The organism is Enterovibrio litoreus (genome assembly GCF_045679545.1).
GTDB lineage: Bacteria > Pseudomonadota > Gammaproteobacteria > Enterobacterales > Vibrionaceae > Enterovibrio.
The window spans coordinates 288,886-302,874 of the sequence record NZ_CP166195.1 but is presented as its reverse complement, the minus strand read 5'-3'; the positions used below and the strand labels follow the sequence as shown (position 1 = coordinate 302,874).

The following is a 13,989-nucleotide window of genomic DNA, read 5'->3' as shown; positions in this document are numbered from 1 at the left end:
GCTAGGAGACTCTTTTTTTGGCTAACTATCTGAAAAATAGAACGCATAAGGGTCTAATAAAACACTATGCTTGCTTGTGATGATAATGCCGCTAATTAGGAGAAAAATATGAAGGTTCTAGCTTTTGCCGCTTCAAGTAGTAACGCGTCAATTAACAAGCAGTTGGTCACCCACGCGGTTAGCATGATCGATGGTGCGGAGATTGAGGTATTAGATCTCAACGACTATGAGCTTCCTTTGTTTAGCATTGATCGTGAGCAGGAATTGGGTCAGCCAGAGAAAGCAAAGGTGTTTTTCGATAAAATTGGCAGGGCAGATGCGCTGGTGATTTCATTTGCAGAACATAATGGCTCTTACAGTGCTGCTTACAAAAACTTGTTCGATTGGACATCTCGTATTAATCAGAAGGTGTTTCAAGGCAAGAAAATGGTCATGCTGTCAACATCGCCAGGACCGGGCGGTGCCAAAAATGTACTTGCAGTTGCATCTACATCATGCCCTTATTTCGCCGGCGATTTAAAAGCGTCTTTGTCGATTCCGTCCTTTTTTGACAACTTTGATATGGAGGCGGGTGTGCTAACGAATGATGCTCTGTCCGCACAGCTTGCCGAAGCGATGAATACCCTACGTTAATCTACCCCGCCAACGGTTTTGGCGGCGTCAAACCCGCCTTTGTTACCGCCTCACATTTTGTTACACCTTAATGCTTTATAACTGCAATTCTGTCGCAATTTTCTGTGTCGTACAGCCTGCAGAAAGGATATTTTGGCATACTGGTGCTGGCTTGCCGCATTATAGAGACTGGTGTGACTCAATTGTCACAAACCTTATGTCTTATATTGGCTATGTTCTGAACACTATGACTATAAATTATCGCTATTCTTTTTTGCGTTTGGATCAATGCAAACAGGTTAAGTGAGGAGAGAAAAATGATTAAACGGAAGTTATTGCTTCCCGCGCTGATTAGCGCATCAGTGCTTGTTGGATGTGGCGGGCAAGAAGCTCAACAAAAAAGTGGTTTTTCACCTATCGTTGCAGTCCAATCTGCACAAGTGATTGATTATCAACCTCAGCAAACGTTTGTGGGTCGAACCCAAGCCGTAGAAGATGTGAGCATTGTTCCTCAAGTTTCAGGCTACTTAACCGCGCGTTATTTTGACGAAGGCGAAATGGTGCTCGAAGGTCAACGCCTATTTCAAATCGATCCTGCGATTTATCAAGCGAAAGTTGCCAGTGCTGAAGCCTCTGTGGCACAAGCAGAAGCCAGTGTGACCAATACCTCTTTGGATTTCGAAAGGGGTAAAGACTTGTTGCCTCGTGGCGGCATCAGCCAGTCAGAATTCGACCGTTTAACAGCAGTGAAGTTGCAAGCTGAAGCCGGGTTGAAGGCAGCCAAAGCGCAATTGCAAGCCGCTGAAACTGACATGTCTCATACCGAAATCGTCGCGCCATTCACTGGGCGTATCAGTGAAAGTTTGGCCAGCATTGGCGATTTGGTTTCTCCGTCTACGGGCGTTCTCACCACCATCGTTAGCCTTGACCCGATGCAGGCCTCATTTTCTATGAGTGAGAAACAACGTTTGGCAGCAGGTGCTGACAGAATGTCAGGAAATGGAGAAGGTGGCGTTAATCGAGTAGAAGTGCTTTTGAGTTTAGGTAACGGCAATGAGTATGAACATGCGGGCCAGTTAGACTACCTTGGCAACCGTATTGATACGAATACTGGCACCATTGCGCTGCGCGCAAAATTCCCTAACCCGGGTTATCGCCTACTTCCCGGGCAATATGTTGAAGTCATTGTGAAAGAAAAAGCCACCACGCCACACATTGTTGTGCCACGTTTGTCGGTTCAGACTGATTTGGAAGGTGATTTCGTGATGGTACTGAAAGAAGGGAACGTTGCTGAGCGCCGTAACGTGAAATTGGGTCCGCAAACCGATCAAGGTGTCATTGTGTTAAGCGGCCTACAAGAAAGCGAGCAAGTGCTGACCAAAGGCCTACAGCGTGTTCGAAATGGCATGACAGTTCGCCTTCAAGAGCAAGGGGCATAAGCTGATATGTTAAGTCGCTTTTTTATTCACCGCCCAAAATTTGCGCTGGTGATCTCCATTATTCTCACGCTTTCAGGTCTCATCGCGCTGTTGAACCTGCCTGTTGCTGAGTATCCTCGAATCAGCCCGCCTTCTGTGAGTGTGACCGCGTATTACTCAGGCGCCAGTGCTGAGGTGGTAGAACAAGCCATCGCAGATCCGATTGAAACCTCAGTCAATGGCGTGGAAAACATGATTTACATGTCTTCCAAAAGTGCTAACGATGGCTCTTACAGTCTTAACGTTACGTTCGATATTGGTACTGATCCTGACATGGCGCAGGTCAACGTACAAAACCGTGTTGCACAGATAGAATCGAAATTGCCACAAGAAGTGCGTCAGATCGGTGTGACAGTGAAGAAGCGTTCGCCGGATTTGCTAATGGTGTTGAACTTCTACTCTCCCGACGGTAAATACGATGAGCAGTTCCTCGTTAACTACATCAACCTAAATATTAAAGACCAAATTGCGCGCGTAAAAGGTATCAGTGATGTCAATGTGATTGGCGGCGGCGAATACTCAATGCGTGTCTGGTTGAACCCAGAAAAGATGGCGAACCTTGGCATCACAACCTCAGATGTGCGCTCTGTACTTGCGGAGCAAAACGTTCAGGTTGCCGCAGGTGATATTGGCGCCCCTCCATTTAACAATGCACAAGAGATGACGTTTAAGCTCGTGACACAAGGCCGTCTTAGCTCGGTGGATGAGTTTGAAAATGTCGTTGTGCGTGCAAATGCAGATGGCACCATGGTGTATTTGAAAGATATCGCCGATGTCTCACTGGGCCGTAAGTCATACACGGGTAACGGGAGTTTCCGTGAACAGCCAGCATCCATCGTGATCTTGAACCTGCAATCTGACGCTAACGCGCTGGAAAGTGGCGGTTTGGTGATGGAGCGCTTGTCGCAGCTTTCACAAAGCTTCCCTGAAGGGATGAGCTACGAGACCAGTTACGACACCACGCTGTTCGTCTCCGAGTCAATCAAGGGCGTTGTTGTCACGCTGATAGAAGCGATATTGCTGGTTATTGCCGTCACCTATCTGTTCCTTGGTAGCTTCCGTTCTACCTTGATCCCGGTTGTCGCGATTCCAGTGTCACTTGTTGGTACGTTCGCCATCATGCTGGCGGCGGGCTTTACCATCAACACAGTGACGCTGTTTGGTTTGATTTTGGCTATCGGTATCGTGGTGGATGATGCCATTTTGGTTATCGAAAACGTTGATACCAACATGGCAAAAGATCCGTCTTTGACGCCGCGCCAAGCGACATTGCTTGCGATGAAGGAAGTGACGGGTCCCATTATTACGTCGACCATGGTGTTGCTAGCGGTGTTCTTGCCAGTGGCAATGCTCCCAGGTATTACAGGGATCATGTACCGCCAGTTCGCGCTGACGATTTGTATCTCGGTACTGATTTCGTCAATCAATGCACTGACGCTATCACCTGCCATGTGTGCCTTGGTTCTCAAGCAAGGTAAAGACAATCACGCGCGTTGGTTTACGGCATTTAACCGTGGGTTAGAAAGCGTCACGAACAAATACGGCGCTATTGCGGGCTTCTTGGTGCGTAAAACAGCCGTTTTAGGTGTGTTGTTTATTGTCGCAGTCAGCGCGGCGGGCTATTTTGCCAAAACCACCTCAACAGGTTTTGTGCCGCAAGAAGATAAAGGCGTTCTGCTGATCAACATTCAGCTACCTGATGCTGCGTCTTTATCGCGAACTGAGGAAGTGACCAGCAAACTGAATGATATTGTGGTGAATGAACCGGGTGTTGAAGGGGCTACCGTTGCTAACGGCTACGCATTTTTGACAGGTGCTTCGGCATCAAACGGTGCATCAATGTTTGTGAAATTAAAGGATTGGGAAACGCGTCAAGCACTTGATGGTGATCATTCCTCGTTTGCCATCATCAACCGAATCAATGTGGCAGCCGCAATGCAATTGCCAGAAGCGATTGTCTTTACCATGGGCCCACCAGCTGTGCCGGGTATGGGACCTGCATCTGGCTTTGAGTTTGTGTTGGAAGATACGCTAGGCCGAAGCCGTGGTGATTTGGCTATGGTGTCACAACAATTAATGGAAGCTGCAAATCAGCAACCTGAGATTGCGAGTACGTTTAGTACGTTCCGTGCCAATGTGCCGCATTTCTACATTGATATCGACCGCGAAAAAGCCAAGCAACTGGGTATTCCTCTTTCCGAAATTTTCACGACGCTTCAAGGTAACTTGGCGTCGATGTATGTGAATGATTTCAGTTTGTACGGCAAGAGCTACCGAGTGACCATTCAGGCTGATGCGGATTTCCGCAATGACTTGGATTCATTGAATCGCTTCTATGTTCGTTCCAACTCAGGGGATATGATCCCGCTGGGAACCTTGATTGATATCGAGCAAGTGTTCGAGCCAGACGTGGCGTGGCGTTACAACATGTATCGCTCAGCGGTAATTCAAGGCTCACCTGCACCTGGCTATTCTTCGGGTGATGCGATTGCCGCCATGGAACGTGTTGCGGCGGAACTGTTGCCACAAGGGTACCAATATGAATGGACGGGCATGGCGTATCAAGAGAAGCAGGCTGGTAACTTGGCGATTTATGCCTTTGGTCTAGCGCTGATCTTTATCTACTTGTTCATGGTCGCGCAGTATGAGAGTTGGACCATTCCACTGGCAATTATACTGGTGGTTCCGGTTGCGACTTTGGGCTCGTTCCTTGCCCTTGCTGCAACAGGTACACCGCTGAACCTGTATGCGCAAATTGGTCTGGTTTTGTTGATTGCGATGGCGGCGAAAAATGCCATTTTGATTGTCGAGTTCGCGAAGAATGAGCGTGAGCAGAATGAACACCCAATCAATGACTCTGCGGTGATGGGGGGCAAGCTTCGTTTCCGTGCGGTGAACATGACGTCTTGGTCATTTATTCTGGGCATCATGCCACTGGTGTTCGCGAGTGGGGCGGGTAATATTAGCCAGAACTCACTGGGTATATCGCTGGCAGGTGGTTTACTGTGCGTGTTGTTGGCGGGTACGTTCTTTATCCCAGGCTTCTTTGCTTTCATTCAGCGATTGCGTGAGAAATACCACGGGGGTTCTACCAAGTTGGTTGAATTGGACGACGATAAATAACAAGACATTATTCTCTGGTCGCGCAAGTCGTTACCGAGTTTGATATCAAAAAGGCATCCTCGGATGCCTTTTTTGTTTTCACATTTGTCTGACAATTATTGATTGCATTCGCTGCTATTGGCGAATCTTAGCCAAACCAACCCTGACGTTGACGCCTCTCGTTTTTAGGGCAGATTGGCGATTTCTTCTGCCATATCAATCAATCGTCCCAATATGCGTTCACCATCGGCGCGAAGGCCATTATGCTCATATTCGTTGGTGATCCATGCGCGACTGTTCGGTATGTTCCGCAGTGTTTCACGTGAGTAATCCATTTCAACATACATATCATCTGCATATACTGCGCATGCAAGTGGCACAGTGTTCGCTTTGAGCGCGTTAACGTCATACAGCGCAGGCCAGTCTGATTTAGCAGCCAGTAGCTCCGCTGACCCTTTTAAAGACTGAAGAGTTTGAAGCTGGTCAAACATCCACGGATATACCATTTCTCCCGTAAACAAGAACGGTCTATTGGCTGAATAGTTAAACGCAGGATATTCCGCATTGCGAACACGATGCGCTGACCAATCTGATGATTGACCTTGGTTGTAAATCGGTTCGTGCAAGAACGCATAAATAGGGTTGGTCTGATAGCTTTGCTCTGCCAGCATCGCCTGCAAAAACGCATAGCTGAGAGCCTTGCCGTTACTGGTATTCTCGAAGGCGTCTTCAAGCAGATAGTACATTGGCAAATTCGCGCCACTTCGCCCAAGATTAATGCCGATTTGCTGGAATTGTTCCACCGTAAATAGTTGACCGTTCGGCAGATGAACGTCGTTTGTTACGAGGTGATCGGCGATCTCTTTGCAGCGTGTTTGAGCGCTTGGGAACTGCGCAAAGAAGGCCGCATTTTTATCCAGTACGCGTTGATAGGTGGCGCGATAAACATCATCGGCAGGGCGAGTTAACGAAGGTACGCCACCTGTAATGTATACCCGGTTGAGACCGTTTGGGTAGAACGACAAATAGGTGAGCGCGCAAAAACCGCCGAAGCTTTGGCCTAAAATGGACCAATTTTCAACGCCCAGTTGCTCACGGATGGCTTCCGCATCGCGAACGATATTGTCGGCGCGAAAATGTGAGATATAGTCTGATTGGTCGCTCGACGATAGGTCGGCAAGTGTCTGGTGTGTGAGTGGAGAGCTCAGCCCTGTGCCGCGCTGATCTAACAACAGCACACGGTACTGCCGCAATGCTCGTTTTAGCCAGCCATTTCGACCGTCAGGGCGTGGGGAAGGGAAACCTGGGCCACCTTGAAAGTACACCAACCAAGGCAGAGAATCGGCATCACGCTGGTGTTCGACCACTTCTCGAGCAAATACGCGAAGTGTGGTGCTGTTTTTGTCATCGTAATTTAGCGGTAAATCGAAGTGGTGCTGACGATAGAGTAAGCCATCGTCGATAAAAGTGTCTTGCATGACTTTTTCCTCTCGTCCTGACGGTATCGTCGCTGACGTCAATAACGTTCTGTTTACTAGGAGACAGTCGAGACGTTACTTGTTGAATTTCTGGCATCTAATTCTGATGTCATGATGAGTCTAGCAAGCGTATCACGTGCCTGATGAGTGCCTTCGTCGTTGAATTTAATACCCAACTGAATACCTTCACCGCTACTGGTCACCGTGACAACCTTGCCTTCAAACAAAATCGGCGTATCAAACAATGCGTTGATATTAAAGCGCACTGATTCGCCAGGCTCGATAAATTTGTTGTTCGCAATTCTTATTGCGCACCCACCTAAAGAGAAATCAGCGAGTTTCGCGAGCGTGTTTTTACCATCAATCTCCAGCTGCACAATGCGTGACACCGAGTAACGTGCAAATCTGCGCATTCGATGAATCCCAACAGAATCAGGAATGGCGATAGCAAGCATCTTCTCAGGCCGATGCATAACGCTCAAAATGTGCGATTTGAACGCGAATATTTCACCATATCGGGACGAAGATAGACCGCGAACCACCACTAGCCAGTCAGAAGGGTCGGCCAGCAACTTACTGAGTTCTGGATCACTCGGCGTTTCAAGAAGCAGATATTTTCTATCACGATAGCCAATGAGGCGAGAAGCGCCGCTAAAGGCTTTGATATTGTCTTTGTATCTAAGCTCAAACGTGAGAGCAGTACCGACTGGGATCGTCGGTAAAAAGGCCGAAGCCGCAAGCGTGTCGGTGGTCTTCATTCTGTTATACAAATCAAAATATTGAAGTGAGTCGCTGAGTTAGAAAATGCGCAAGCGTTCTTTAAATTTGCGACGCGTCTTTTGGAAGGAATGGTGCGTGTAAATGAACATTTAGTCAATAGAATGATTTTGGCACAATAGTTTGATTTATATGCAGTATCTCCTGGTTTTTATGGGTAATTAGTGGAGGGGTGGGAATGTTGCAGTTCCACTCATAATAGGTGGGATTAGCTTTTCGGCGTATTGCGATTGTTTATTGTATTGATATCGCACGCACCATTGGCGCAGGGGGCACAGCGTGATTTTCCGGTAAGTAACCATGAAATGCGGTAGCGGTTTTTTGCAAAAAATAGATAGGCTTTATCTGCAAACCAACGAATAACAGGCAAGCGTAGCAAGCCAATCCAGCGTTTCCTGCCCACCAACTTCCATGCGTGATGTGTTACGTCCAACCCCAACAGCAGTCTGCCATCGTCATATTTACCGTGTAAAACATTACGCGCTTTGTCGGGAGAGATGTCTGGGTAGCGATGTGTAAAATCTGGCGCGAGTATGTCTTCGAATGCTAACGTATCTCGGTGATTGAGTGCGCGAAGTTGATGCATTTCGGCGACACACAGTGGGCAACTTCCATCATAGAAAAGTGTGAACTTCATCTCGTGGTTTCCTTCGATAGCAGAGTGAAACATTTATTCAGTACATAGCAGTACGTGGTTGTTTTCTGTCCGGATCGCCACCATGTCATCTGTTGTTCAAAAAGCTAGGAGCATATCAAATGGAATTTTATCATGCATTTTTCACTTTAACGTTAGTGCACTTATTGGGGGCCGCTTCCCCTGGGCCTGATTTCGTGATGGTGTCACAACAATCACTCGTGCATGGGCGACGTTCGGGTTTGCTCGTGAGCCTCGGTATTGCACTTGGCCTTTCCGTCCATATTATTTATTCCTCTATTGGTCTAGCGACCGTGATCAGTGACTCAGCGATTGTTTTATCGGGCATGAAGTACCTGGCAGCGGCCTACCTGATTTATCTCGGCATAAAAGGGATTCGCAGCAAAGCCGCAGTGGGTGACGAGCAACTCGTCGAGGTGAAATCTCGATCTGCAGCAAAACTGATTGCTATGGGCTTTGTTTGTAATGCGCTGAATCCGAAAGCGCCCTTGTATTTTCTTTCTGTATTTACCCTCGTTGTATCTCCTGATATGCCCGTGTTTGAACTGTTTCTGCTTGGTGTGTGGATGATGTTCATTCAATTGGTATGGTTCAGTTCGGTCGCGCTGGTTTTGTCTAAGCCTTCAGTGCAAGCCAAGTTTAAACGCGTCGGGCATTGGGTAGACAGAGTGTTGGGCTCAGTGATGTTGGCATTTGGTGTGAAGCTTCTGTTTACCAGTACGACTAAATAGCCACTGATCACGGGCCAAAAAATGGACAAGGCGTAACTAACATGAATGTGAGCGCATTGTCGGCGAGCTACCAGTGCTTACAGCACGGCAGCCGTGGTGACAACGCCAATAAAGGAAGTTTATGGAAGACAATAAAAAGAAAGTACTCGTGTTATTTGCCCATCCGTCTCAGCGACGATCCGAAGTGAATGCGCCTCTTTTCAAAACCGCGAAGTCTATAGAAGGGGTGACAGCCGTGGATCTCTATGCTGAATACCCCACGTTTCATATTGATATTGATCGAGAGCAAGCGCGTTTGCGTGAGCATGATGTGGTGATCTTCCAATTCCCGCTGTACTGGTATTCAACGCCCGCCATTTTGAAAGAATGGCAAGATTTGGTGCTGGAATACGGTTTTGCTTACGGCTCAAGCGGTACGGCATTGCACGAGAAACACTTCATGTGCGCTATTTCTGCAGGCGGTCGCGAAGGCGCTTACAAGGCGGATGGTTTCAATCACTTTAAAATTCGAGAATTGCTCTATCCATTAGAGCAGATGGTGAACTTAACGGGCATGAAATATCTGGCACCCTTTGCTTTATTCGGTTCAAGAACTGCCTTAGAAGAAGGAAAGATTGGCCGACACAATGCGGCATATAAAAAGCTGCTGGTAGCGCTGGTTAACCATCAACTGAATGTGGATGTGCTCGCTAACATGGAAAAAATCACAGCCAGTTCGATCGATCTCGTTGTCAAGGAAGACATGGCATGACGGACATATTCCTAAAAGCATTCATTTACCTTGTTGCGGCCGTTATCGCCGTGCCTATCGCCAAGCGCTATGGTTTGGGGTCGGTGCTCGGCTATTTGATCGCGGGCGTGATCATTGGGCCGCTGACAGGGCTAGTAGGATCGGAAACTAACACCATCCAGCACTTCGCAGAATTTGGCGTCGTCATGATGCTGTTTCTTGTGGGGTTGGAGCTTGAGCCAAAAATGCTCTGGGCGATGCGAAACCGTCTGATGGGATTGGGCGGGCTTCAAGTGGGTATCACCGCGGCTGCTGTGATGGGCATTGCGTTGGCCTTTGAGCAACCTTGGACCATCGCGTTGTCCATCGGCTTGATTTTTGCTTTGTCATCAACCGCTATTGTTTTGCAAACATTCAATGAAAAGCGGTTGACCAAAACAGAAGGTGGACGGAACGCTTTTTCTGTCCTGCTGTTCCAAGATATCGCCGTGATCCCAATGCTGGCATTTATTCCATTGCTGGCGCTTCCTGAATTAGTTGAACAAGCGCAGCATGCCGCTGCGTCTGCTGCTGAGCATCATGAACAAATGAGTTTAGTGGCGGGCTTGCCGGGTTGGGCGGTTGGTTTGGTGATACTGGCCTCCATTGCCGGTGTGGTTGTCGGTGGACACTATTTAAGCCGTCCGCTACTGCGCTTTGTTGCGAGCTCTGGCCTACGTGAGATATTTACCGCCACGGCATTGATGTTGGTGATTGGTATTGCGGCACTGATGAGTCTCGTTGGGCTGTCGCCGGCGTTAGGAACTTTCCTCGCGGGTGTGGTGCTGGCGAACAGTGAATTTCGCCATGAATTGGAATCAAACGTCGAGCCGTTTAAAGGGTTATTGCTCGGATTGTTCTTCATCACCGTTGGGGCAGGTATCAACTTTGGCATTTTGTTTGAGGACTTCTTTGTCATTATTGGCCTGACGATTGGGCTGATGGTATTGAAAGCCTTTGTACTGCTTTTCCTGACGCTGATATTTAAAATCAGAGGCTCGGCACGTTGGTTGTTTGCATTAAGTCTCGCGCAAGCGGGTGAGTTCGGCTTTGTGCTACTGAGCTTTTCTCTTCAAAACCATGTGTTACCAGCTGAAACCGCGCAAATGTTGTCGCTGGTGGTGGCCATTTCGATGTTCCTCACACCGGGCTTGTTTATTCTTTATGACAAGGTGATTTTGCCGCGCTACGAGAAAGTCTCGAACGACAGAGAAGCGGATGTTATTGACGAAAAAGGGTCGGTGATTATTGCGGGTGTTGGCCGTTTTGGTCAGGTGGTGAACCGATTACTGACGGCCAATGGCGTGTCAACGGTTGTGCTCGATCATGAAGCCACTCAGGTAGAAAATTTGCGCCAAATTAATGTGAAGAGTTATTTTGGTGATGCCACTCGGCCAGATCTTCTGCACACTGCCGGTATCGAAGAATCGGCATTGCTGGTGGTCGCCATGGACAACGAGGAAACCACGACCGAGCTTGTCGAATATGTTAAGCATACCTATCCCCATGTAAAAGTGCTCGCACGTGCGTTTGACCGTGGACATGCGTACAAACTTCGACATGCGGGGGCAGATTTTGTGATCAAAGAAACCTATCACTCAGCACTGGAAATGGGCGCAGAAGCGCTTCGTACACTTGGGTCTCATCCCTTCTTGGTTGAACAGCAAAAAGCAATGTTCAACGAAATCGAAAAACAGAGCTCAGAAAAGCTTTACCAAAGCTGGTTGGGTGGCGAAGAGTCACAAACCTACGACAACCATTTTCAACATCTATTTATTGAGCTGGAAGATACTATTCGCGATGCGATGGGGGCTGACCGCATGGATAAGCACGGTCTCACTGAGCGTGAATGGACACCGCCGCCGAAGGGATATATTGATGAGTTTGTCACACCTTCTTCCGATGAGCAGCCGAATGATAAGTCGGACGGACAGGGGAAACCTGCGTAATGCTGCTCGTGCCATTTGAAGTAGCAGATGCATTGAAACTTTGTGGCTGGATATCAAACGCGAAGGATAACTACTTATGGGGTGGTCCTGCGTTTGATTTTCCACTCACGGTTGAGCAGATCACTGCGCACTTGGCAAAGCCCGAGGTGCGCCCCTTTCTCTTTCTTCATCAGGGCGAAGCGGCAGGATACATTGAGCTCTACCGTGTGTCTTCTTCTGAATATCGCCTATGTCGGGTGCTCATTGCGTCGGAAAATAGCCGTGGTAAAGGGTGGGGGAAAGGAATGATATCACTGGCGTTGAGTGTGGCATTCGAAGACCCCAAGATCACGATCGTTAGCTTGGCTGTGTTTGAGCACAATCAGATCGCTATCGGTTGTTACCGTGCGTTGGGTTTCCATGTAATGAAAAACGAGACTAAAACGCGGGAGTTTCAAGGAGAGGCATGGATACTACTGAGAATGCAAAAACATCGTTAGATTAAGAAGTGTACTATCCATTCCGCTAAAGTGTGATGCTCCTTCCGTTTATATTCTTGTCGCCATAAAACATCATATTTTTTTGTTGTATATCAAAATATTCAGAATACGATGCCCGCGTTCCACAATTATCGGCAAACTGTTTGAAAAAACAGGACGCAAAGCTTCCGGTCTAAGAGGGTTCTCCATCTAATGGGAGAACACTTATGATAGCGGGGTTGCCATTTTCAATGTTGAAAATGTCCTCTTTTCGTCGTCTGTCCGTGCTGTGGGTGAATAACAATAAAATCACTCAGGAAGTACATACATGCTCAAGTTACACACGTCTCTTTTACCTGTTGCTGCACTATTTAGCGCCAGCGCAATGTCTCACGGGTACATTAGCGCCGTTGGTGGCGATCTGGCTGGCCGCGCAGCGCTATGCAAATACACCTCAGAAGCCGGTGAAAAAAATACCGATTGTGGTCAAGTACAGTGGGAACCCCAAAGCGTGGAAGGGCCAGAAGGCTTCCCTGAACTCGGCCCTGAAGATGGCAAACTGGCAAGTGCAGGTTTAATTCAATTCTCTCCGTTGGACGAGCAAACCGCTTCACGCTGGGTGAAACGCTCCATTGTTGCGGGTCAAAATGACTTTGAATGGACCTTCACGGCAAACCATGTGACACGCACTTGGAAATATTACATCACCAAGCCTGATTGGAACGTGAATCAGCCGCTAGCACGTGCTTCGTTGGATCTGAACCCATTCTGTGTGGTGGAAGGAAACATGGAGAAGCCACCGAAAACGATGGCTCATTCATGCAACGTGCCTGCTCGTGAAGGATACCATGTGATTTTGGCTGTTTGGGATGTGGGCGATACTGCTGCGGCGTTCTATAACGCAATTGATGTGCAGTTTGATGGCGAACAGCCTGTGCTTCCAAATTGGCAACAAGCCGGTCAAATTAACCCTGGTATGAATTTGTCAGCAGGCGACGCGGTATTTACTCGTGTGTTTGACAACGACGGTGAGCGACCTGAGCTGTCAACGAATTGGGTAATTGAAAGCGATAAAGCTGGTGTAGCAAATACATGGTCACACGACCTTGCAGCGAAGATTAACCAAACGAATAGCCTGATCAAGGCTGGTAAGCGTGACGGCGATAACACGTTCGTGCCTGTTTTTGGCGCAAACCCCATTTACCTCAAAAAAGACAGTGGTTTAACCCGTGTGGAAGTGGGGTACGACATTGCCTCGCCTGAGCCTAATTACGGTGTAACGATTGATGGGTTGGCAAAGGAATACATGATCTCTGACGATGCGGTTGAGCTCGATTTTAGCGTGACAGCATCGGGTGATATCACCGTTGAAATGACCGTTTATAACCACGCACAAGATGCTCTAGCATACGAGAAAATCTCAATGCTAGATGGTTCGTCCGAAAACGTGAACATGGCATTGACGCGTGTGAATGCTGGACACCACATGTTGGTTTCTCGCGTAAAAGACAAGGAAGGGAATTTGGTTGAACAGCAAACCGTCGATTTCCACCTTATTGAAAAAAGTGACCAGTGTGGCGCTGATCCCGATGCGATGAACCACCCAGCATGGGATGAAACCACCACCTACACCGGCGGCGAAAAAGTGAGTTTCAATGGCTTGGTGTGGGAAGCAAAATACTGGATTCAAGGCTCAGCACCAGAAAACAGCGATGCATGGAAATTGATCAGTGCGTTGCCAGTGGCATGGACATCAGGTAAAGCATATCTGGCGGGTGAGCAGGTTTTGTTTGAAGGTAACCTGTATCAGGCTAAATGGTGGGTCAACAGCAGCCCAGTTTCTGCACCAGAAGCGTGGACGAACAAAGGCCCATTTGACTGCGTTTAATCGCCATGTTGGTTGATACGCAATAAAAAAAGCCTGATGCGACTATCGTGTCAGGCTTTATCATTTATGGGCATATTGCAAGTCGACAAGCT

11 protein-coding genes and 1 riboswitch are annotated in these 13,989 nt (G+C 48.0%); of the genes, 8 read left to right on the top strand and 3 right to left on the bottom strand.

Going from position 1 to position 13,989, the window contains the following annotated elements; translation table 11 throughout:
• The first annotated feature begins 108 nt into the window (after positions 1 to 108).
• From AB8599_RS17005 to AB8599_RS16995, 3 genes are all read left to right on the top strand, one after another.
• Positions 109 to 633: an NADPH-dependent FMN reductase gene (locus tag AB8599_RS17005; protein WP_407334092.1), complete on the top strand. Its 525-nt coding sequence runs from the start codon at positions 109 to 111 to the stop codon at positions 631 to 633.
• 296 nt (positions 634 to 929) lie between these two features.
• Positions 930 to 2,051: an efflux RND transporter periplasmic adaptor subunit gene (locus AB8599_RS17000; RefSeq protein WP_407334091.1), complete on the top strand. Its 1,122-nt coding sequence runs from the start codon at positions 930 to 932 to the stop codon at positions 2,049 to 2,051.
• A 6-nt stretch (positions 2,052 to 2,057) separates the two neighbouring features.
• On the top strand, positions 2,058 to 5,213 hold the full coding sequence (locus AB8599_RS16995) for an efflux RND transporter permease subunit (protein ID WP_407334090.1): 3,156 nt from the start codon (positions 2,058 to 2,060) through the stop codon (positions 5,211 to 5,213).
• 164 nt (positions 5,214 to 5,377) lie between these two features.
• On the opposite strand, the gene AB8599_RS16990 is transcribed toward AB8599_RS16995, so the two are convergent.
• The 3 genes from AB8599_RS16990 to AB8599_RS16980 all read right to left on the bottom strand — a co-directional run bounded on the left by AB8599_RS16990 (position 5,378) and on the right by AB8599_RS16980 (position 8,084).
• Entirely contained in the window at positions 5,378 to 6,670 is a 1,293-nt protein-coding gene (locus AB8599_RS16990; protein WP_407334089.1) for an alpha/beta fold hydrolase, read from the bottom strand.
• 56 nt (positions 6,671 to 6,726) lie between these two features.
• Positions 6,727 to 7,428, bottom strand: a complete 702-nt coding sequence (locus AB8599_RS16985; protein WP_407334088.1) for a flagellar brake protein — start codon at positions 7,426 to 7,428, stop codon at positions 6,727 to 6,729.
• A 227-nt stretch (positions 7,429 to 7,655) separates the two neighbouring features.
• Positions 7,656 to 8,084 carry a thiol-disulfide oxidoreductase DCC family protein gene (locus AB8599_RS16980; protein ID WP_407334087.1) on the bottom strand — a complete coding sequence of 143 codons (429 nt, stop codon included), beginning with the start codon at positions 8,082 to 8,084 and terminating at the stop codon, positions 7,656 to 7,658.
• A 119-nt stretch (positions 8,085 to 8,203) separates the two neighbouring features.
• Here AB8599_RS16980 and AB8599_RS16975 point away from each other — a divergent pair, with 119 nt between their 5' ends.
• The 5 genes from AB8599_RS16975 (at position 8,204) to gbpA (ending at position 13,897) form a co-directional block, all read left to right on the top strand.
• Complete coding sequence (locus tag AB8599_RS16975) at positions 8,204 to 8,833, top strand: LysE family translocator (RefSeq protein ID WP_407334086.1); 630 nt, start codon at positions 8,204 to 8,206, stop codon at positions 8,831 to 8,833.
• 121 nt (positions 8,834 to 8,954) lie between these two features.
• Entirely contained in the window at positions 8,955 to 9,584 is a 630-nt protein-coding gene (locus tag AB8599_RS16970) for an NAD(P)H-dependent oxidoreductase (protein ID WP_407334085.1), read from the top strand.
• Positions 9,581 to 11,551, top strand: coding sequence for a monovalent cation:proton antiporter-2 (CPA2) family protein (locus AB8599_RS16965; RefSeq protein ID WP_407334084.1), 1,971 nt, complete (start codon positions 9,581 to 9,583; stop codon positions 11,549 to 11,551). The genes AB8599_RS16970 and AB8599_RS16965 overlap by 4 nt, the downstream gene beginning before the upstream one ends.
• On the top strand, positions 11,551 to 12,030 hold the full coding sequence (locus tag AB8599_RS16960; protein ID WP_407334083.1) for a GNAT family N-acetyltransferase: 480 nt from the start codon (positions 11,551 to 11,553) through the stop codon (positions 12,028 to 12,030). Before AB8599_RS16965 ends, AB8599_RS16960 begins: the two co-directional genes overlap by 1 nt.
• Positions 12,031 to 12,153: 123 nt before the next feature.
• Positions 12,154 to 12,256, top strand: a riboswitch (cyclic di-GMP riboswitch).
• An 81-nt stretch (positions 12,257 to 12,337) separates the two neighbouring features.
• A complete protein-coding gene (gbpA, locus tag AB8599_RS16955; protein WP_407334082.1) occupies positions 12,338 to 13,897 on the top strand; it encodes an N-acetylglucosamine-binding protein GbpA in 1,560 nt (519 codons plus the stop codon).
• Positions 13,898 to 13,989: the final 92 nt, after the last annotated feature.